Consider the following 19,815-nt stretch of genomic DNA (forward strand, 5'->3'; position numbering starts at 1 on the left):
TCGAGACGCGACAAGGAATTGCCGGGGTGCCCCACAGCTTGCTGTGGAAACGTTTCGGAAAGGAAACAAGCTTTCCGACAAGATCGGGACAGTCGCACAGCAAGCTGTGCGCCACCGAGGTAGTTCCTTCTCCCCTCTGGGGAGAAGGTGGTCCCGAGCGAAGACGAGGGGGCGGATGAGGGGCTGCAAAAAGGCAAAACCCATTTCGATCCTGCCCCCACATGTCTACCACTCCTCACCTTTAGGCGCGAAGCGGTAAGACGGACAACGTCCGCGAGAAGCGGTAAAACGGACGACGTCCGCGCGCGAAGTGGTAAGACCGGCGATGCCAGTTCAGTCAGGTCCTGCGACCCGCTTCGGGGCGTGTGACCTGACTGAAATGTTGCCTAATACCACTTGGGCACGAACTTATGCCCGTAGCTCAGCACCCCATGCTCCGCCTCGCTCTGAATGCGGCGAAACTCAAGGCGCACTTCCATGCCGATCTTGATCTTCTCGACGTCGCAGTCTGTCATCTGCGCCATTATGCGGGTGCCGTCGGTCAACTCCGCAATCGCCAGCGCGTATGGCGCCATATCCTTGAACTGCGCCGAGGCCGTCCGTATCACCGTGTACGTGATAATCTTGCCGGTCTCCGGCAAAATCACCTTCTCGCACGCAGTGTCGCCTGTCTCCGGATCGACTTTGCGAGGCGGATAGTAGGTCTTGCCACTTTTTTTGAACCTGACGGCTTCAAGGCGATACCGCTGCGGGTACTCGCGCCAGTTGCGGGAAGAAAACATGGTCATCGTCCCACCTCCATGATGTGCACCACTGATGATGCCCCCGAGCCCCCCATGTTCTGCGCCATGCCGAGAGTCGGCTTCGATGGTATCTGCCGCCCGTTCTCCGCCTGGCCCGTCAGCTGCTTGTACACTTCGGCGATCTGCGCCACGCCGGTCGCGCCGACCGGATGCCCTTTGGACTTGAGACCGCCCGACGGATTCGAGGGGAACTTCCCTTCCAGCGAGGTCTCGCACGCCAGAATCGCCTGCCCGGCCTTACCAACCGGGTATTTGCCGATTGATTCGAGGAGAATCAGCTCGGCAATCGTGAAACAGTCGTGCAGTTCGGCGAACTGGATCTGTTCGATCTTCTTGTCCGCCATTTTCAGTGCCTTTTGTGTGGCAATCGTGGCCGCTTTGATAGTTGTGAAGTCATCGCGCTGCGCCAGCGCCATGCTGTCGGTCCCGACCGCGGAGGCCAGCACGTTGATATATGGCTTGCCGAGCTTCTTGGCGATCTCTGGCGTAGTGACAACCACAGCCGCCGCGCCATCCGTGATCGGCGAGCAGTCGAGCACACGAAGCGGGTCGGCAATCATAACCGAGTTCGAAACCTGGTCGGCTGTCACTTCATACGGGTATTGCGCTACCGGGTTCTTGGCGCCGTTGCGATGATTCTTCACCGCCACCGCCGAGAGCATTTCGCGCGTGGTGCCGTATTTCGCCATGTGGGCATGCGCCATCATCGCATACAGTCCCGGAAACGTGGCACCGTGGAACACTTCGTATTCCTGATCGGCCGCGGTGGCAAGCGCATAGGTAGCGTCATCGCCGCTGCAATCGGTCATCTTCTCGACCCCGGACGCGAGGACGATATCGGACATACCGGACGCTACTTCGATAAACGCCTGACGGAACGCCATCCCTCCGGAAGCGCAGGCGGACTCGACCCGCACGGCCGGAATACCGCGCACGCCAAGGTAATCGGCCATCAGCGGGCCAAGATGTTCCTGTCCGACAAACAGCCCGCCGGACATGCAGCCGACATACATGGAGTCGATGTGGTCTACTCCCGAATTCTTTATCGCATTCATGGCGGCATCGACAAACAGATCGCGAAGGGAAGATCGCCAGACCTCGCCCCATTCGCTCAAGCCGACACCGACGACGGAGACTTGTCTCATCTGTGTCTTACCTCCTAATCATTCTTTTTGATCTTGTGACGGTACTTCGCGTAGGTGCCGTAGTCGACATAGGTCAGGTTTTCTTCCAGAAGCTTTCGCGTCCGGACCGCCTTGTCGCGCACCTCGTTTATCCGGTCGGTCACCTTCCAGATAAACGCATCCGACCCCGCGCCGGAACCGTACGAGCACATGAACACCAATTCGCCCGGCTTGCAGACATCGAGCGTGGCGGTCAGGCCAATCGGCGATGCGCCGGAATACGTGTTGCCGAGAGTCGGCGACAGCCACCCCGGATTGATCTGCTCCTGCGTGAACCCGAGCTCGAGCGCCACGCGCTGCGGGAACTTGCCGTTTGGCTGGTGGAACACCGCGTACGCGAAATCCTTCGGCTTCATCCCGGACTTCTTCAGAATGGCGTTCGAGGCTCCTTTGGTATGAGCGAAATACGCCTCTTCTCCGGTGAACCGCCCACCATGCTGCGGATAGAACTGGTGCTCGCGCCGCCAGAAATCCGGCATGTCGGTCATGTAGGAGTGGGTGTACAGACACTCGGCAATCAGATGGTCTTTTCCCATAATAAATGCGCCCGCACCGGCAGCCGCAGAAAACTCGAGCGCATCCGATGGCGCCCCCTGCGATGTGTCCGCCGCAATCGCCAGCGCATATTTCATAAATCCCGACTCGACATGACTGAGCGCCACAAACATCGCCTCCGAGCCTGCTTTGCAGGCAAACTCGAAATCGGCGCAGTGAATATTGGGAGTGGCACCGATCGCTTCGGCAACGGTCGTCCCCGATGGTTTCACTGCATACGGATGCGACTCCGACCCGATATAGATCGCGCCGATATCCGATGGACTGACAATACCTGCCCGACGAAGTGCGTTACGCGCCGCTTCAACCGAGAGAGTTATCGTGTCCATGTCCGGAGGTGGGACCGACTTCTCGCGAAGCATCAGCCCCTTTTTGTAGCTGTTGGCATCCATCCCCCAGACCTTGGCGATCTCTTCGACTTTGATCCGGTGTCTGGGCAAATGGGCGCCATATCCGACAATACCTGCCATCATTTCACCTGTGAGTTAGAACCTTTATTAGTGCGGCCTTCAATTTATCTACACTTTCACAGCGGTTTCAAAACCGCTCCGCATGTTGTACGCCTCATGCACGGCATTCGAACGAAAACTCAGTTTCCCACCGCAAGCGGTGGGGCACCCATCGGATTTACAGCCTTGTCTACTGCGGTACCCCACCCCTTGGGGTGGGAATTGGATTGGCGTTGAAGATAAATTCACCCCCGATAATGCACAAGAGAGAACGATGAGAAATCGCGATTATAATCATTTGCACGAACATCGCTGTCGTGAGGCACGCTGAATGCGGCGCTCCTTGAGTGTAGCACTCGGCGACGAGTCCTCCCGGGTGGGACAGAGGATCATTTCAATCCCCTCTCCCCTCCCAGGGGAGAGGGTTAGGGTGAGGGGTCAAAAGGGTTGCCGCAAGATGAGACGAATGAGCGCAAAAGCGTCAATCCCCTCTCCCCTCTTAGGGGAGAGGGTTAGGGTGAGGGGTATTCAGATGGGCTATCTACAACTTCACCGTGAGTCCATCAATCGCCACAACCAGGTTGTCAATACGCGCATCTCGCGCCTGTGCTTCGATCAATTGCGCCTGTTCCTCGGACATGACGTGGGTAAGTAGCATCCTCCCGACGTGCGCTGTCGGAAGAAATGACAGAAGTTGTTCCAAGTCGATATGGGTCGCTTCGACTACCGCGACATCGCACCCGAACAGGCAGTCCTTGATCTCGTCAAAACTGGCCAGATCAGACGAGTAGAACAATCTGCGGTCACTGACTCTGATATCGAACGAGTGACACTGCATTTTGTTGGGCAGCGACAGTCTCTGGACGTGTTCCGCATACTTCATGAGATGACTGTTGGCAATCGCCTCAAGATGAAACAGTTCATTGTAAACGACTCCCTCGCCGTATCCCGTAATTGTGAGTGGGAAGCTGAGCCGCTCTTTGATGATATAGACTGACGGAAGATATGCGTCGAACGGCGCTACAAACTCATCGGGAAGATAACAGGTCACCGGCTCCCGTCTTCCAGCCAGATAGATCATCTGGAGAAACAGCGGCAGTTCGCAAACGTGGTCCGGATGAGTGTGACTTATAAAAATGCGGTCGACTTTAAGAGGATCGAACCCGCATTTCAGAAACGATGAGCAGACCCCTCCGCCGCAATCAATGAGCGAAAGGCTGTCTTCTACTTTGAGCATATGCCCCGAACTGGCCCGCCCCGCCTGCGGGACACCGGAGGAAGTCCCGAGAAACGTGAAAGTGCTGTACGACAATGTTCCCTCCTATACTCGCGCGGAAATGCGCGCTATGCAAAGAGACTTGTCAACCGCCCCAGCGCCTCCTCGCAGTCGGCGCGGGAGACATCGAGATGCGTCACAAAACGAATCTTCTTCGGGCCAAACGGTATGGCCCAAACTCCAACTTCTTTCATCTTTGCACACAAGACATCGGAGGTTTGGTCGGTCATGATATGCGGCACGACGATATTGGTGTCAACCCTCTTCAGGTCAACGCGTAATGGTGGCAGTTCGTTCAATCCCTTGGCCAACAGCTTGGCGTTGGCGTGATCTTCTGCTAGTCGTGGGATGTTGTTCTTGACCGCATACAGCCCGCCTGCCGCAATGATTCCCACTTGCCTCATCGCGCCACCGAACAGCTTCCGTTCCCGCAAACATTTCTGGATAAACTCAGCACTTCCGACAATCATCGATCCAACCGGCGCCCCGAGCCCCTTGGAGAGACAGCACGAGATGGTGTGAAAGGGACGAGTTAGCTCCGGCAGTGACATGCCGGTCGCAACATGCACGTTCCAGATACGGGCCCCATCGAGGTGCAAATGCAAGCCGTACTCATCACACACCTGGCGTACTTTGATGATTTCATCCTGTGGCAGGATAGTTCCGCCATGACGATTATGCGTGTTTTCCAGCGCAACCAATTTGGTTTCGGGAGTGTGAAGATTCTTAGGTCTGATATTGGCTCGGACCATCTCCGCCGTAATCATTCCTCGCTCGGTCGTGAGGAGATTGACCAGAAGCTGCGAATGCACCACCGGACCGGCACATTCATAGTTGACCACATGGCACTCGCGGTCGCACAGAAGCTCCCAGCCCCGTTGCGAGCTTACTTTAAGGGAAATCTGGTTTGCCATGGTGCCCGATGGCACGTACAGGGCTGCCTCCCGTTCAAACAGGGAAGCAACGTATCGTTCAAGCACTTTGACGGTGGGATCATCGCCGAAAACGTCATCCCCAACCTCGGCTTCGTACATCGCCCGGCGCATGGCAGGACTCGGTTTGGTTACCGTATCAGAGCGCAGATCAATGACTTTCATGCGGGGCAATATATGCTCTGCCGGCAATCGTGTCAGGCTCTAAGTCCGATAGAAACGGTGCGGTGCCTCCCCAGACAAAAGAAAAGGCCACCCACGTCTGGGCGGCCTTTTCGTTCATTTGGCTGTCAGGGTTACTGAGCCGGGGTAACGTTGCGGGCTTTCAACCCGTGATCGCTCTGACTCACCTCGCAAAACACTTCCTGCCCTTCCCTGAGCGTCTTGTACCCTTGCATGTTAATGGCGGTGTGATGGACATAGACGTCCTGTTCCGTGTCATAGCAGGTGATGATTCCCCAACCCTTGCGGTCATTGAAATACTTGACCTTGCCCTTTGACATGCACTACCTCCAATGTGGTTATGGAGTTGTCCTTGATCCCGCACTCTCTAATATTATACTACTCCGGACTTCATTTGACGCAAGAAAAATCTAACCCCCGACCAGCATTTTCTGAACAACTGACATGGTCAAACCGGATAACAGAGGTACAGTTACGTTGTCGTCCACCCCGAGCGGAAACGCCTCAAATAGGGTCGCCGCAGCCGCCCCGGCCATGCCGACCGGCAGGGCAAGGTCGGGCGCTATTAAGGCCACAAAAACGGTCCCAACCAGGCAGGCGGACGATCCCTCGATTGATTTGTTCCGGAAACGGTGTGTCCCATAGCGGCGACCAATTACGGCAGCAAAGGAGTCGCCCACTATGATAAACGCAAGAGCGGCAATAGCTATCGGCTTGGGATATAAAGCAACAGTGCAACAAGAGGCCAATAATATATAGGTGGCACCCATGAAGTCGCCGTTTTGTTCATGTTGGCGGATCATGGCCGAGAAAACCCGACCCACAAACGTCCGCCAGAGTGGCCAGCGACGGAGACGGGCGACATCAATCAAGACTACCGCGAGGAAAACCGGCACGAGGATTGCCAGTGCCTCGACCTTTTCAAGGCCGAGGAGATAGTACCCTACCGGTATGACGAGGGCCCCCATGTGGGTGGCCTTTCGGGCAACCTCCTGAGAAAACGGAATCTGCTCAGGTGTGTCCGGCAACAATTCCGGCATTGGTCACGCGTTACGGTCTGCGTATGGCTTGAGGTGCACCTTTCCGAGTTTACTCGGAAAGCGAACGTGGTACTTTTCAAACAGCCGATCCTGCAGTTGTCGTAGCATAGACGTTTTGTACTGCTGGGTCAGGATCATTTGTATCTGTCCCCGCGCCTGGTCCAGCCCCTTTGATTCTTCATGTTTGAGCACCTTGATGATCTGCCAACCGTACTTGGTCTTAATTGGCCTGGACACTTGTCCGACCGGAGTTCCCAGTGCCGCGTTATAAAACACCGGATCCACATCCTTGGGGCCGATGGCTCCAAGGTCGGCCAGCTCGGAGCGGACAGTGACATCGCCGGGATAATGCTGGCGCGCCAGCTCCAGGAAATCAACGCCGGCATCGGCTTGATCGCGAAGAAACTCCGCGAAAACGGAATCGCTTGTTACGATCTGCTGAACCACCAGCGGTTTTTCGACCATAAAGTCCTTCTTATGGGTCTGGTAGTAGCCGCGGACGGCGCTGTCGGATGGCGTCCAGGTCATGTCGTAGCGGTTGCGGTCCAGAATCGAGCGGGCAGTCTCGTGGCGGAGTGCCTGTTCGTGCTCGCGGATACGCTTGAGCGTATCCAACCCGATCGCTCGGGCTGCCTGGACCACCATGAATCGTTCGGCCATATACTTCATCATCTCCCGCTTGATCTCGGGAGTGGTGTTCGGGACTTTGTATCGGGTGCGGTACGCTTCTTCGATATTCTTCAGGTACTGGGCATCAAACGTATCCGCTTTGTTGACAATCCCGCACCAGACCGAATCACCCACCAGATAAATGTTGGTGTCGAGCATCTGCTCGTTCATATCGACTTGGAGCCCGGAGCGCAAGCTGTCCATCAGCTTCATGCCGATCTCGTTTGATTTCGACGTTTGCAGTGTGCGACTGGCGGTCTGATAGAACATCTCTCTGTCGATAGGTGGCAGGCCAGCCTGCAGATGATCCCCGATGAACAGTATGTGCCAACCGTCCTTGTCGCGATATGGCCCAGCGAGCTCTCCCACCTTGGTGGAGAAAGCAACGGAATCAAAGGGGGGCAGGTAGACGTTGCGGGTCACCCACCCCTGGTAGCCGCCTTTGGATTTTGTCCCCTGATCGTGGGAGTACCGCATCGCCATGTCCTGGAAATTGGCCCCCATGCAGAGTGCGCGGTAGATATTGAAGGCGTACTCCTTCATCTGGGCTTCGAATTCCTCAGGCGGGAGCGAGCGATAGTACAGGGAATCGCGACTGGAGGTCAGGCCGATGGGCAGTACCAGAATATGCCAGAGATCCACCTGCTCGGGAATAGCGAACAGGTCCGGACGACTCTTGAAAAAATCGATCACGTCGAGCGAATCAACCGACACTTTTTCATACACGGTCTTTTCGAAATAATTCTGCATGAGGTAGTCGTGGTACCTCAGGCGATACGTCCAGTAGTCGTGATAGTGCTTCCTGATATCGAGTTGATCAGCCTCATATCCCTGGAGCGTATCAACCACCAGGCTGTCGAGGAACGCCTTCACAGCCGTCTGGTCGACATAACCGCCCGTCGGCTGGACGGTGCTCTTGCGGAACGACGCGTAGAAGTCACGGGCGGAAAGCGCGTACCCGGGATCGGCGGAAGCAACGACGTAGGTCGCCGCTCCGGCCGTTTCATCGCTGAGCACGGGCGGGCGGCTGCAACCGACCAAGAGAAATACAATGACACCGAGACTAACAAGAATCGCCAAACAGGGGCGCATCGACATCCTTTCAAGATACGAGTTCGCGGTCGTCCAAGTTATACACGACCGCAACAAAAGCAAGCTGAAAAGTCAGGTGCGGACCAGCGCCGAGGGCTCGGCACTTTCCGATCGGGTACGTTGTGGATGGGAGGTCTGAGAATACATGGCGAAGTCAAGGCTGAAGGTAGCTCCATGACCGGGTGTTGACTGAACGCCTATGCCAATCCGTAAGGTCGAACAAATGCGATGGACAATGGCCAGCCCAAGACCGGTCCCGTGCTTCTTGGTGGAATGAAACGGCAGAAAAATCCGTTCCAGATCCTTGTCGGCGATTCCGGGGCCGGTGTCCCGAACATTCAGTCGAACCGATCCGGTCGACCGATGCGTACGGAGTTCAAACGCCACGGAACCGTTCTTTCCCTCAAACGCTTCGCAGGCATTAAGGGCGAGATTCACCAGGAGCTGCTTGATCAGGTCGGCATCCCCCACAACATACACAAACGACTCATCGGAATCCAGCGTGACGTGTATCCCCTCATGATACGTCTCGTGGTGTCTGAGTAGTTCGATAACGTCGTTGACTACCCGGCAGAGTTCCACCTTGTCATAGGTCGGACGGTTGACTTTCGCATACGTGAGAAAGTCGGTCAGGATCTTGTTGAGCCGGGTGGACTCCTTGACAATGAGTTGCATGAGTCGTGCGTTTTCCCCCGAACATTCCAGCTCTTTCGTGAGTACTTCCACGGAGCCTGAAATGGCCGCCAGCGGGTTACGGATCTCGTGCGCAATCGACGCCGACAGCTCACCGACCGCCGCCAAACGGTCGGCAGCCCGCACTTTGGCTTCCATGAGCTTGGCGTCCCGAAGGTCGGAGAAGATCGCGATCACTCCCCGCACGGCGCTCCCCTCATCCACGAGAATTGAGGTGGACAGCCCCAGCGGCACGCCGATCCGTTCGGCGTTGAGGATCTCCAGTTCGCGGCGAGGGTATTCGATGCTCCTTCGCAAACCGTCCATCATACATTGGGCCAGACCGGCCATCCGCTCCGCGAAGACCTCCTCGCATGACATCCCACGGACATCCTCTTCTCTATATCCCAGGATCTTTTCGGCTGCTCGGTTGAAATATACAATGGTGCCGGCGGCATCTATGGTCGCGAGTCCTGAACTGACATGGCGAAGGATGTCGTCGGTCTCCAGCCGGGCTCGCTTGAGAGCCTGGGACGCATCGGCCAGTTTACGATCCTGCGAACTAAGCCGTTCCGCCAGATACCCTGAAATGAAGGCTACCAGGTAGAAGATGAGAATATGGACGAATATGGAATAGAAGACATACTCCTGCGATGAAAAGATGGTCCGCAGGGCCTGCAGATTCAGATCAGCATCGGTCGCCTGCCCAAGGCCAAGCCAGATGATGAAGGCATAGGCAACCGAAACCAAAGAGGCAATGACGAGTGTTCCGACGAGCCGGTACGCCAGCGCCGCAGAGACGATCGTGAGCAGGAACATCGCCGAGAACGGCGAATTGACGTTGCCGGTTGCGAATATGACGCCGCTTTCCAAAGAGATTTCGAGCAAAAACTGCAGGGCGATGAGAGTCTGTGTGACCGCCGGCAGATGCAGCTTTCGCTCCAGGGCGATAGTGAGGGTGAATCCCAGCGTACAGACGGAATAGAAAATGACGAGGACCTGCAGGTAGGTCGGGTACCCCATCCAGAACGCAATCACGCCCAACAGCGTGATGTAGGAGGCCAATCGCAGCGGCAGAAACCAGCCGAGACGCTTCAGTCGTTCCTGTTGCTCCATACGAGAAACGGCACCGTGGCGGTGCCGTTCTCCTCCTTTGTTTCGAGGGCAGTACGCATCGACTCGAACGCGGCCGCCTTCCCGGATATCTTAACCGATCTTTCCGATGATGTCGAACATCGGCAGATACATGGCAATCAGAATACCGCCGATGACAATACCCATAATGACGATGATGATCGGCTCGATGATCGAGGTCAGCGCCGCCACGGCGTCGTTGACTTCTTCATCGTAGAAATCGGCGATCTTGTTCAGCATGTCGTCCAGACCACCGGTCTTTTCACCCACGCCGATCATCTGAATGACCATGGGCGGGAACACGCCGGTCTCCTTCAACGGGCCGGTGATGGTGTCACCTTCGGCGATGGCCAGCACCGACTTGTTGATGGCATTGGCGACCACGATGTTGCCGGAGGTTTTGGCAGTAATTTCGAGCGCCTCCAGAATCGATACACCCGAGGCAAGCAGGGTGCTCAGCGTGCGGGTGAATCGGGCGATCGATGATTTCCGCACCAGGTTTCCAAGTACCGGCATCCGCAGGAGGATTTTATCGAAAGTCAGCGCACCCGATGGCGTCCGTTTCCAATACGCCCCCACGCCCACCAGACCTATGACGCCTAACAAGAGATACATGGAATTCGCTTTCAGGAAATTCGAGATATTCAGCACGATCTGGGTCGGCGCCGGAAGCTCGGAACCTACCCCTTGGAACATCTTGGCGAAAACCGGCACGATGAACGTCAACATGGCTATGGTCACGCCTGTCGCGACGACGACGATGACCGACGGGTACATCATCGCGCCTTTGACTTTCCGAACCAGCTTGTCGGCTTTCTCGCGGTAAACCGCCAGACGAACCAGGATGGCATCCAGCGCACCGCCCACTTCGCCGGCCTCGACCATATTCACATAGAGTTGGTCGAACACTTTGGGATGCCGGGCCATGGACTCGGAAAGGGTGGCACCTCCCTGCACGCTGTCTTTCACCTGCGTAACCACCTTGGACATCTCCTTGTTTTCGGACTGGGACGCCAGGATCTCAAGGCACTGAACCATCGGCAGGCCGGCGCCGATCATGGTGGCGAACTGCCGGGTAAAGCGCGAGATCTCGATCTTCTTGATGCCCGTGCCGAACTTGATGTTGAGCTCCGCCGCCCGTTTTGAGATCGACGTGACCAGGATACGATTCTGCCTGAGCACCCGCTCCAGCTCGGCGCGGTTGTTGGCCTTCATCGACCCCTGGACCGCGGCCCCGGCGAGGGTCTTTCCTTTGTATTCAAATACCGGCATGGTAATACGTCCTTTCTGACCTCACCTCACGCGTAGGCCGGGCTCTTGGAGCGGGAGAGCATTTCGCTCAGCTCCTGCGTGTTGTGACTGAAACTCATGGCGTCGTTTATCGTGATCCTGCCGGCCGTGTACAGCTCGGCAAGCGATTGATTCATTGTCTTCATGCCGTATTTCTGCCCGGACTGGATCATGGAGTAGATCTGGTGGATCTTGTCGTCGCGGATGATGGCGCGAATGGCCGGCGTGGCGATCATGACCTCCATCGCCATGACCCGTCCGCCGCCCACCTTGGGGATGAGGGCCTGCGACACCACTGCCTGCAGACAGAACGACAGCGCCACCCGGACCTGCTCCTGCTGATTGTTGGGGAACACGTCGACGATACGGTTGATCGTTTCCGCGCACGAGTTCGTGTGCAGCGTGGCGAACGCCAGGTGGCCGGTTTCGGAGATGGTCAGTGCCGATTCGATCGTCTCCAGATCCCGCATCTCACCGACCAGCACGACATCGGGGTCCTCGCGGAGGGCATATTTCAGAGCGGCAGAAAATGAATTGGTGTCCGAATACACCTCGCGCTGATTGACCAGCGCCATCTGGTGACGATGCAGGTATTCGATCGGGTCCTCCACCGTGATGATATGCACCGGGCGTTCCTTGTTGATCTTGTCGATGATCGCGGCGAGCGTCGTGGATTTACCGGAACCGGTGGGTCCGGTGACGAGCACCAGGCCGCGCGGCAGCTTGGCGAACTCGGCGATGACCTTGGAGAGTCCGAGTTCCTCGAACGTGCGGATATTGAACGGGATCTGGCGAATCGCCACCGCCACATTGCCGCGCTGCATGAACATGTTGCAGCGGAAGCGGCTCATCTGTTCGATACCGAATGAGAAATCGAGTTCCGAGTTCTGTTCAAATTTGAGTTTCTGCTTTTCGTTGAGCATGGAGTACGCGAGCTTCTTTATCTGCTCGCTGGTCAACAGATCGATGCCGGAGAGGCGCTGAAGCTTGCCATCGACACGTACCACGGGCGGCGAACCAACGGTAAGGTGCAAATCCGACGCGCCCAGTTTGACCATCTGTTCCAATAACTCGCGCAGCGACATATTGTCTGTCCCCTATGTTCAACCGTGTCTGATCGAAAGGTAAGCCTACCTACCATATATCGGCGGCTGGGGCTGATACTTGACGGGGGAACTTGTTGTCCGGGCGAGGTAAGTGTATGCCCGGCAAAGGAGACGGGACCTGACGCCGGCTGACCTCAGCTAAAGGTAACGGCAAATACCTCTTCGATGGTCACCAGGCCGGCCTTCATTTTCTCAACTGCGGCCATACGCAGACTGCACATGCCTTCTTCGACCGCAGCCTTGCGTATGTCCGAGTCCGAGGCCTTGGCCAGAATCAGATTCTCGATAGCCGGCGTGATCGGCAGCACCTCGAAAATACCGGTTCGTCCCGCCTTGCCGGTGCCGTTGCAGTCATTGCAGCCAACCCCCTTGAAGGCGCGGATATTCCGGAGCATCTCCTTGGGGACCTTGAGGCTTTCCACCTGTTCCTGCGTGAGATTGACCTCTTCTTTGCACCGCTGACAAATCTTGCGCATCATACGCTGAGCCATGATGAGCTTGGTGGCGGAAGCGACGAGGTAATATGGGACGCCCATATCGATGAGTCGCGTGACCGACGACGGCGCGTCATTCGTATGCAGCGTGGAGAAAACAAGGTGACCGGTAAGAGCGGCCTTGATGGCGATCTCCGCCGTCTCACTGTCTCGTATCTCACCGACCATGATGATATCCGGGTCTTGTCGCAGGAACGACCGCAGCGCGGCAGCGAAGGTGAGACCGATCTCCGATCTGACCGCCACTTGATTGATCCCCTCGAAATTGAACTCGACCGGGTCTTCCGACGTGATGATGTTCACGTCGGTCGTATTCAACTGCTGCAGCGCCGAATACAGCGTGGTGGTCTTACCTGAACCCGTCGGGCCGGTCACGAGAATGATGCCGTACGGCGAATGGATCTTCTCGTCAAACTTGGACAGGTCCTCCTGGCGGAATCCGAGCTGCGTCATGTCGATCCGCAACGCCATCGGATCCAGAATTCGCATAACGACCTTCTCGCCAAAAATGGTGGGCAGCACCGAAACACGCAGATCGACCGTACGTCCGGCGATCTTAACCTTTATGCGTCCGTCCTGCGGCAGGCGACGCTCGGAGATATCCAGGTCGGCCATGATCTTGATACGCGATACGATCGCCGCACGGTATTTGAAGGGGAGCGGCGCCATCTCCTGAAGGTCACCGTCGATACGGTAGCGGACGCGGATGCGCTTCTCATACATTTCGAAGTGAATATCTGAGGCCCCCATGCGAATGGCATCGCCAATAATGGAATCGACCAGCTTGACCAGCGGTTTGTCCTGTATGGCCGACAACAGATCGGATTCACTCTGCACGTCCTCGGCGGACACTACCTCCAGATCCGAATCTTCCAGTCCCTTAACGATCTCCGACAGGCCGCTGCTGTCCGAATAGAACGCTTCGATCGCCTTCTCGATCGCTTTCTCGGGAGAGATGACCGGCTGGACGGTGCAGCCGGTGATGAATTTGACGGCGTCCAGGACGTAGATGTTGTTCGGATCGCTGATGGCGACCAGCAGCGTCTTGTTCAGCTTGGAGATGGCGATGACTTTGAATTTGCGGGCGATATCGAGCGGGATCAGCTTGACGACTTCGGGATTCAGCTCGATGTCGCTGAGACGGAGCGCGCCGATCTTGAGATGCTTGCCGACAAAACTGGCGAGTTCATCTTCGGACTGCACCGCGCCGATCTGCACCAGCGCAGTAATGAACTTCTCTTTCTTCTCTCTGACAATATTGAGCGCACGTTCCGCCTGCTCCGGAGTGATCTTGCCCGCGCTGACTAAGAGGGAACTGAGTTCTGCCGACATTGCCTTCGATCCACACGTCGCTTACGACAAAGCGTTGTTTAGTGACGGTCTGCCGCTCTGGCCGGCGACCGACCCCATCGTTCAATCCTGGAAAATATCGTCGAGCCGATCCTGCGCCACGTCGGCAAAATCACGACTGATGGCCGGCTTATCCCCGCCTTTGTGCGTGATCTGTTCGAACACTTTCACCAGTTCCTGAGCGGTCTCGCGTGCGTACAGGCGGACCATGCCGATCGTTGTACGATCATCGAATATCACCACCAGAATGGAACGTTCCCCCACCAGCGACATATGGATGTGGTCTTTCTTGCCCTGGTGAAACAGGACCGAAAACTCGGGCTCACCGACCAGGCGGGCGATCTCCTTGGTAGACGCAAACGACCCGGCCAACAGGGCGGCCAGCGCCGTGGTATCGAGCGAGTGCGTGAATCCCTGCCGCGTGATCAGGTGACCATCCTTGTCCACCAGCAGCGCGCATTTCGCCTCCGCGCCTTTGAGCATCTTGCTCAACAAGGCGTCGATCTTGTTGATCTCTTCTTCGTAAATGATCAGGGTCTCGTCAGACATGTCAGCCTCCTACCTGCCTATTTCAAACCAAACAAACGCTTGAAGAAACCGCGTTTTCTGGTGTCACCCCGACGCCGCAAGGAAGGAGCCATCTGGGGCGAAATTCTCCCGGTGGAATGTTCTTCCGATGCTGTCGATCTATGCACATCCGTGATCTCTTCTTCTTCCCGAATAGCCGGCCCGGCAGCAACCGGCGTTGGCGCCGCCACGGCAGTTCGTGCTTCCCGTGCCGCCGCCCGCTCGGACCCCGGGTACGGGCGGTACGGCGCCGGTTCGTACGGTGCGTGCGCCGCCGCGCCCACCACAGGCACCCGGCCGCTCTGCGAAGCGCTCGATTCGCCGGAACCGGACGCCATAGCGGTCGATGGTTCCACTAACGTGGCGGCGGACGCAGGACGCGATCGGGCGGTGCTGGCGGTTTTGGCCTTATCCAGCACCAGTTTGATAACCAGTTTGAGGGTATCGAACACGCCGTTGCCGATCGTAGCCGACGCTTCGAATGTTGGCCAGCCGCGCTTGTTGAGCTGTGCGTTCAGCTGCTCGACGGACAGGATGTTGGGCAGATCGCGCTTATTGAATTGCAGCACGAACGGTATCTCGTCCATGGAATATCCATATTCGGCGAGGTTCTCTTCCAGGTTCAACAATGATTCGAGGTTCTCGTCCATCTTGTCGGTCTGGCTGTCGGCCACGAACACGACCCCATCAACTCCGCGCAACACGAGCTTTCTCGTGGCGTTGTAGTAGACCTGGCCCGGTACGGTGTACAGTTGGAATTTGGCGGTAAAACCGTTGATGCTGCCGATGTTGATGGGCAGGAAATCGAAGTACAGCGTGCGGTCCGCCTCAGTCGCGAGCGAAATAAGCTTCCCGCGGGTGCTTTGCGGCACTTTGGCGTGGACATACTGCAGGTTGGTCGTCTTACCGGACAATCCCGGCCCGTAGTACACGATCTTGCAGCACACCTCACGCGAGGAGTAATTAATCGATACCATACCGTATCCCCGACACTCTTCCAGGCTCTCAGTTGATGCTCTTCAGTCGGCCGATGGCGTTCTTGATCTCAAGACGTATCAGACCGATGTTGACTTCCTTCTCTGCCGTGACAACCAGGATGCCAAGCCCGGCGTCGGTGAAAAACAACTTGGCGTCGTCGGCCTCAATGGTCACCTGGCTCAAGGGACTTGTCCGCAGGCGATCCAGCGACTTTTGAATATTGGTCGTGATCGAGGCCGCCAGCGCCCCAACAGTCTCGCTTTCGAAGCCGGCCTCAAGATCAGCGGCGATCACGATCCCATCGTTGCCCACCACCATCGAACCGGTGATGCCGGGGGTTTTGTTCAACTCATTCAGCACTTGATACATGTATCTTCTCCGCGTTAATATCCTGCTTCGCTGCGAAACGCTCGGTCATATATCGGCGAATCATCTCCATTGCCTGACTGACCCGGATGCTCAGGGTATCGTCACTCAGCCTCTCGGCCAGGACCAGGAGACTGTACTGCTGGTCACGCGCCACCATCAAACGTTTGTCTTTGAGAGTCAAATCGAGCCGGTCCGGCGCCCCCAGCCGGGTGCGATCGAGTACACGGCGATTTGCATCCAGAAAGAGAAGGGACAGCGGCGCCCAGTCATCGGGATTCAGAGTGCCGCGTTTGAAACTGGACAAGGGCAACCCTTCATAGTCCACCACTACCGCCATGAAAACGGAACCGTGCTCGCCGATATAGCGGGTGGCCCGGTCGAAGCCGTTCAGTTCAGGCTGGTTTCCGGACGGATGCTGCTCAGATGCCGAGCCGCCGTGGCGACGGTTGTCATATTCCAGTGGGGGAATGGGGAGTGATTCGCTGGTGATGCCGCGTTCCTTCGATATGGCGATCGAGGTCATCCCGGCAGGCAGGTTCTCGCGCTGCAGCGAGGGTCGTACCTGGGCGCGGCGCGGTTCCTTCTGACCGGTCACTTCATTGAAGAGTGGTCTGAGAGCAAAAGGCGCGGCCGCAATATGCAGCAATACGGCGGGTAGGTAGCCGAATGTACCGAGCGTCAGCGCCGCACGCCAGCCCATATCGAACATGACCGTCACCAGGAGTCCGAATACGATGCCAAGGGCAAGCCGATACACGAACGATCCCAGAACTGCCTGGAACCTGCTCATGGCGGTCATACCGCGCTGGGAAACGAGCACGACACACGCGTAGTACAGAAGCTCCAGACCGACAAACCAAACCGAGACCCGCATGACCTGGGTGCCGAGCCGCTCTGGGAACAAGAGCAACGGAACAATCCAGAGCACCAGGGTGATCAGCAGGATCAGGCGGCCAATTCGTTCAGGTATTTGCATATTCCGTGTCCTTATCTACTTACCTGATATCTGTCCACCAGGGCCGAGATCCTCATTCTCAGTGTCCCCAGATTGATTTTCGCGTTGCCGGCGAAGAGGAATAATCCGTCCTTCACCCGCACGAGGTAGAAAACGACGCGGCCGTTTTCAACCAACAAACTTTTTACCTTACCGAACGACGCTTTCACCAGTTCCTGGTTAAGGAAATTGTCAACTTCCGCCAGTGTTGCTGCACACGTATGAGCATCGAAACTGGTATCCCATTGTGCGTCCACTACCAGTCCCTCGCGGTTTATGAACAGGGCCCCCTCTATGTCGGGAATGGCCACGGCGTGTCGAATCAGATCGGGCGGGGCGGACAGACTGACCACCAGCTCCGGTCGTGCGCCGCTGTCAGCCGTCGTCTCCGTCGAAATCTCGCTCGGATTAAGGTCCAGACCACTGCGTGGCTCGATCATGCCGGCCTGTTCAGCTGGTAATTTCAGCGCGATTTCCAGAAGTTTCTTGATCTGGTCATTATTGGGATCGGCATCATAGAGTTTACGAAGGAGTTTGACCGCGGCGTTGAATTCTCCCTTGTAGATATAAATCTCGGCCAGGAGCAGTTCTATCGCCCGGGAGGCGCCTTCGATCTCAATTGCTTTCTTGATCTCTGCTTCGGCCCAATCGTATAGACCGCGGTCAAGGTTGATCTTGGCCATCACGACATGAGCAGAACCGTACGACGGATGGATACGCAAACCGCCCTGACAGATACGGAAGGCCTTTTCCAGATCTCCCTTCTTGCGGTACGCTTCGGCGAGCGCCGCGAAGATCTGGGAATTCGGATCGACCTCCATGATTTTCTGGCACTTGCCGATTCGTTCTTCCAACTCCGCGATTATGGACATGCCGTGCTTTCTGTTAACCTTAATTCCATCAATGCGTTGTCAAACGTCAAAAATACGCGCGCCTGATAATAATAAGCTGGGCAATCAGTTGTGTCAACTCAATTGCACGAATGTTGTCAGCTCAGAACCCTCTTGGTCTCATAAAGGCCATAAGCGAACAAACCGGTCATGGCTACCAGCATCGCCGGGACGATAAACCTATTCATGTTCAACACGCCAAAGCCAGTCAAGAGGACCGCCAATTGGCTTAGCCCCAAAACTACAAACGCACCCGCGAAAACGAGCCAGCTCTTGCTTAGCTGGCCGCCCTTCACCACCATAAACACCTGGAAACAGAACACAGCGCAGACGGCCGCCGCCACTAAAATCAGCAGGGTGAACGGCAGTGGGGGCACCGCGCTGATCACCACCGGTGCCGCTTCATCCTGGGCCGTCAGCGGGCTCACACATACCGTCAACCATGCGAGAAATGAAAGGACACGCGTTTTCATACATCACCCTCGTACCAGTTTTACGACTCTATCCGCACGCTTGATCGTGCTATAGAAATTGTCTTCGATACCAAATCGTTGCACGAGCTCACGGCGGAGAGCCAGCGGTTCGGAGATCTCTTTCTTCACCCGATTCACGACTTCGCGAAACGCTCCCGCGCCAAGCAGGTCGTAGACATACACCAGTTGCTCGGACAACATCCGCTCCAGGTTGGACATCAGCACGTGATACCTTGTCTCCGAAGGCAGCGACTTGACGGCCGAAAGAAACTTGTCGAATGACGGCACCAGGTCTGACCCGGGATCGACCCCGGGGAAAAACGTGAGGATGCCGGTGCGGTACTGCGCTACATATGACGAATACCGGCTGTTTTGGTCTCCGAGCATATCTTCCACCACCGTGCGGATTCTATAGAAACAGTTGCTGTAAAGCGTAAAGATGAGCGAGAACGCCACTTCTTCCTCATCCTCCTGTTCGGTCGGTTCGGGTGTCCGCTTGCCGGCCACTTCGATAAGGCCGTTCACCACCAGCCGATAGATCGATCGGCAGGTCACGAATTCCCCCATGGGAGACATATCAATTATGTCCGGTACGGTGCGCTCCCCGTTTATGAGCGAGAGAATGCGGAATTCGTCGAGCGCCAATACGACCTCTTCATTGGGGACACGGGGGGATTTGTTCATTCGGAGGAGCACGTCGTCAGGCGGCAGCACTTTCTGTATCTCGATCCATTCATCGATCCGGCGTGTCCCTTCCATAATTACGTTCATAGTGCTCAGTTCGATCAGGAACGGCGCATTCTTGGGAGCGCTTCCTTCGTGGAAGATGAAGTCCCCCTCCGCCCACGAGAAGAGGTTGTAGACGATCTCTTCGATCTGGAGCTTCAGGCAGGATGCGATCTCTTCCTTATCGAAGAGGTTCATGTCGATCAGCGTGGTCCCGAGTTGCCGTCCGGTCTGCTTATGCAGCGTGATGGCTCGCTCCAGGTCCTGTTTTGATATCTTGCCCCGCTTCAACAACAGGTTGCCCAGCAGGTCTTCGGCGCTGTTCACCGAGGAGGCGAAGATGATATTCCCCTCCTTGAACGCCACCTCCTTTTGACGGGTCGCTGTCTTGCATTCGAGAATCCCGGTTTTCTTGCCGGTGGCCAGCAGTTGGAGGATATCCGGGAACGAGACCGTCTTGAGATTTCCTGACAAACTCATGCTTGTGTAATCCCGTGAGCCATGGTTATATCACGGTGCACGAAGGCACCTGCTACTTCTTTGTCTGTATCGGGCGAACGGAGGTATTTCTTTATGAACGGCGACAAAA

The 19,815-nt window shown here is 56.4% G+C and carries 18 protein-coding genes and 1 pseudogene; all 19 read right to left on the minus strand.

Annotated elements, in window-relative coordinates; genetic code table 11:
• Positions 1-386 precede the first annotated feature (386 nt).
• The 19 genes and pseudogenes from AB1644_02490 to AB1644_02580 all read right to left on the minus strand — a co-directional run bounded on the left by AB1644_02490 (position 387) and on the right by AB1644_02580 (position 19,706).
• A complete protein-coding gene (locus AB1644_02490; protein MEW6049916.1) occupies positions 387-788 on the minus strand; it encodes a Zn-ribbon domain-containing OB-fold protein in 402 nt (133 codons plus the stop codon).
• Entirely contained in the window at positions 785-1,948 is a 1,164-nt protein-coding gene (locus tag AB1644_02495; GenBank protein MEW6049917.1) for a thiolase domain-containing protein, read from the minus strand. The genes AB1644_02490 and AB1644_02495 overlap by 4 nt, the downstream gene beginning before the upstream one ends.
• Positions 1,949-1,962: 14 nt before the next feature.
• Positions 1,963-3,012, minus strand: a complete 1,050-nt coding sequence (locus tag AB1644_02500) for a hydroxymethylglutaryl-CoA synthase (GenBank protein ID MEW6049918.1) — start codon at positions 3,010-3,012, stop codon at positions 1,963-1,965.
• A gap of 520 nt (positions 3,013-3,532) precedes the next feature.
• The gene (locus AB1644_02505; protein ID MEW6049919.1) at positions 3,533-4,303 is read right to left on the minus strand and encodes an MBL fold metallo-hydrolase; all 771 of its coding nucleotides are present in this window, start codon (positions 4,301-4,303) and stop codon (positions 3,533-3,535) included.
• A 32-nt stretch (positions 4,304-4,335) separates the two neighbouring features.
• A complete protein-coding gene (locus AB1644_02510; protein ID MEW6049920.1) occupies positions 4,336-5,364 on the minus strand; it encodes a GntG family PLP-dependent aldolase in 1,029 nt (342 codons plus the stop codon).
• A 131-nt stretch (positions 5,365-5,495) separates the two neighbouring features.
• Positions 5,496-5,702: a cold shock domain-containing protein gene (locus AB1644_02515; protein ID MEW6049921.1), complete on the minus strand. Its 207-nt coding sequence runs from the start codon at positions 5,700-5,702 to the stop codon at positions 5,496-5,498.
• A 90-nt stretch (positions 5,703-5,792) separates the two neighbouring features.
• The gene (locus AB1644_02520; GenBank protein MEW6049922.1) at positions 5,793-6,422 is read right to left on the minus strand and encodes a hypothetical protein; all 630 of its coding nucleotides are present in this window, start codon (positions 6,420-6,422) and stop codon (positions 5,793-5,795) included.
• A gap of 3 nt (positions 6,423-6,425) precedes the next feature.
• Positions 6,426-8,183 carry a peptidylprolyl isomerase gene (locus AB1644_02525; GenBank protein MEW6049923.1) on the minus strand — a complete coding sequence of 586 codons (1,758 nt, stop codon included), beginning with the start codon at positions 8,181-8,183 and terminating at the stop codon, positions 6,426-6,428.
• A 72-nt stretch (positions 8,184-8,255) separates the two neighbouring features.
• Positions 8,256-9,971, minus strand: coding sequence for an ATP-binding protein (locus AB1644_02530; GenBank protein ID MEW6049924.1), 1,716 nt, complete (start codon positions 9,969-9,971; stop codon positions 8,256-8,258).
• 90 nt (positions 9,972-10,061) lie between these two features.
• Complete coding sequence (locus AB1644_02535) at positions 10,062-11,261, minus strand: type II secretion system F family protein (GenBank protein MEW6049925.1); 1,200 nt, start codon at positions 11,259-11,261, stop codon at positions 10,062-10,064.
• A gap of 26 nt (positions 11,262-11,287) precedes the next feature.
• Positions 11,288-12,364 (minus strand): type IV pilus twitching motility protein PilT, encoded by a 1,077-nt coding sequence (locus AB1644_02540; protein MEW6049926.1) that lies wholly within the window; start codon positions 12,362-12,364, stop codon positions 11,288-11,290.
• Positions 12,365-12,519: 155 nt separating this feature from the next.
• Complete coding sequence (pilB, locus tag AB1644_02545) at positions 12,520-14,211, minus strand: type IV-A pilus assembly ATPase PilB (GenBank protein MEW6049927.1); 1,692 nt, start codon at positions 14,209-14,211, stop codon at positions 12,520-12,522.
• An 81-nt stretch (positions 14,212-14,292) separates the two neighbouring features.
• Positions 14,293-14,778, minus strand: coding sequence for a roadblock/LC7 domain-containing protein (locus AB1644_02550; GenBank protein ID MEW6049928.1), 486 nt, complete (start codon positions 14,776-14,778; stop codon positions 14,293-14,295).
• A 419-nt stretch (positions 14,779-15,197) separates the two neighbouring features.
• Positions 15,198-15,773, minus strand: a pseudogene (locus AB1644_02555) (GTPase domain-containing protein).
• A gap of 28 nt (positions 15,774-15,801) precedes the next feature.
• Positions 15,802-16,143: a roadblock/LC7 domain-containing protein gene (locus AB1644_02560; protein ID MEW6049929.1), complete on the minus strand. Its 342-nt coding sequence runs from the start codon at positions 16,141-16,143 to the stop codon at positions 15,802-15,804.
• Entirely contained in the window at positions 16,124-17,119 is a 996-nt protein-coding gene (locus AB1644_02565) for a hypothetical protein (protein ID MEW6049930.1), read from the minus strand. Before AB1644_02565 ends, AB1644_02560 begins: the two co-directional genes overlap by 20 nt.
• Before the next feature lie 11 nt (positions 17,120-17,130).
• Positions 17,131-18,009: a tetratricopeptide repeat protein gene (locus tag AB1644_02570; protein ID MEW6049931.1), complete on the minus strand. Its 879-nt coding sequence runs from the start codon at positions 18,007-18,009 to the stop codon at positions 17,131-17,133.
• A gap of 116 nt (positions 18,010-18,125) precedes the next feature.
• Positions 18,126-18,500, minus strand: coding sequence for a hypothetical protein (locus AB1644_02575; GenBank protein ID MEW6049932.1), 375 nt, complete (start codon positions 18,498-18,500; stop codon positions 18,126-18,128).
• A 3-nt stretch (positions 18,501-18,503) separates the two neighbouring features.
• Positions 18,504-19,706, minus strand: a complete 1,203-nt coding sequence (locus AB1644_02580; GenBank protein MEW6049933.1) for a DUF4388 domain-containing protein — start codon at positions 19,704-19,706, stop codon at positions 18,504-18,506.
• Between the last annotated feature and the right edge of the window lie 109 nt (positions 19,707-19,815).

It is taken from the genome of Candidatus Zixiibacteriota bacterium (genome assembly GCA_040753875.1).
In the GTDB taxonomy this organism is placed as follows: Bacteria; Zixibacteria; MSB-5A5; order GN15; family FEB-12; genus DATKJY01.

Coding starts and splice junctions, on each gene's coding strand:
- AB1644_02565 (MEW6049930.1), bottom strand. CDS start 17,119: ATGCAAATACCTGAACGAATTGGCCGCCTGATCCTGCTGATCACCCTG.
- AB1644_02570 (MEW6049931.1), bottom strand. CDS start 18,009: ATGTCCATAATCGCGGAGTTGGAAGAACGAATCGGCAAGTGCCAGAAA.
- AB1644_02510 (MEW6049920.1), bottom strand. CDS start 5,364: ATGAAAGTCATTGATCTGCGCTCTGATACGGTAACCAAACCGAGTCCT.
- AB1644_02500 (MEW6049918.1), bottom strand. CDS start 3,012: ATGGCAGGTATTGTCGGATATGGCGCCCATTTGCCCAGACACCGGATC.
- pilB (MEW6049927.1), bottom strand. CDS start 14,211: ATGTCGGCAGAACTCAGTTCCCTCTTAGTCAGCGCGGGCAAGATCACT.
- AB1644_02525 (MEW6049923.1), bottom strand. CDS start 8,183: ATGCGCCCCTGTTTGGCGATTCTTGTTAGTCTCGGTGTCATTGTATTT.
- AB1644_02575 (MEW6049932.1), bottom strand. CDS start 18,500: ATGAAAACGCGTGTCCTTTCATTTCTCGCATGGTTGACGGTATGTGTG.
- AB1644_02560 (MEW6049929.1), bottom strand. CDS start 16,143: ATGTATCAAGTGCTGAATGAGTTGAACAAAACCCCCGGCATCACCGGT.
- AB1644_02550 (MEW6049928.1), bottom strand. CDS start 14,778: ATGTCTGACGAGACCCTGATCATTTACGAAGAAGAGATCAACAAGATC.
- AB1644_02515 (MEW6049921.1), bottom strand. CDS start 5,702: ATGTCAAAGGGCAAGGTCAAGTATTTCAATGACCGCAAGGGTTGGGGA.
- AB1644_02490 (MEW6049916.1), bottom strand. CDS start 788: ATGACCATGTTTTCTTCCCGCAACTGGCGCGAGTACCCGCAGCGGTAT.
- AB1644_02530 (MEW6049924.1), bottom strand. CDS start 9,971: ATGGAGCAACAGGAACGACTGAAGCGTCTCGGCTGGTTTCTGCCGCTG.
- AB1644_02520 (MEW6049922.1), bottom strand. CDS start 6,422: ATGCCGGAATTGTTGCCGGACACACCTGAGCAGATTCCGTTTTCTCAG.
- AB1644_02495 (MEW6049917.1), bottom strand. CDS start 1,948: ATGAGACAAGTCTCCGTCGTCGGTGTCGGCTTGAGCGAATGGGGCGAG.
- AB1644_02580 (MEW6049933.1), bottom strand. CDS start 19,706: ATGAGTTTGTCAGGAAATCTCAAGACGGTCTCGTTCCCGGATATCCTC.
- AB1644_02535 (MEW6049925.1), bottom strand. CDS start 11,261: ATGCCGGTATTTGAATACAAAGGAAAGACCCTCGCCGGGGCCGCGGTC.
- AB1644_02540 (MEW6049926.1), bottom strand. CDS start 12,364: ATGTCGCTGCGCGAGTTATTGGAACAGATGGTCAAACTGGGCGCGTCG.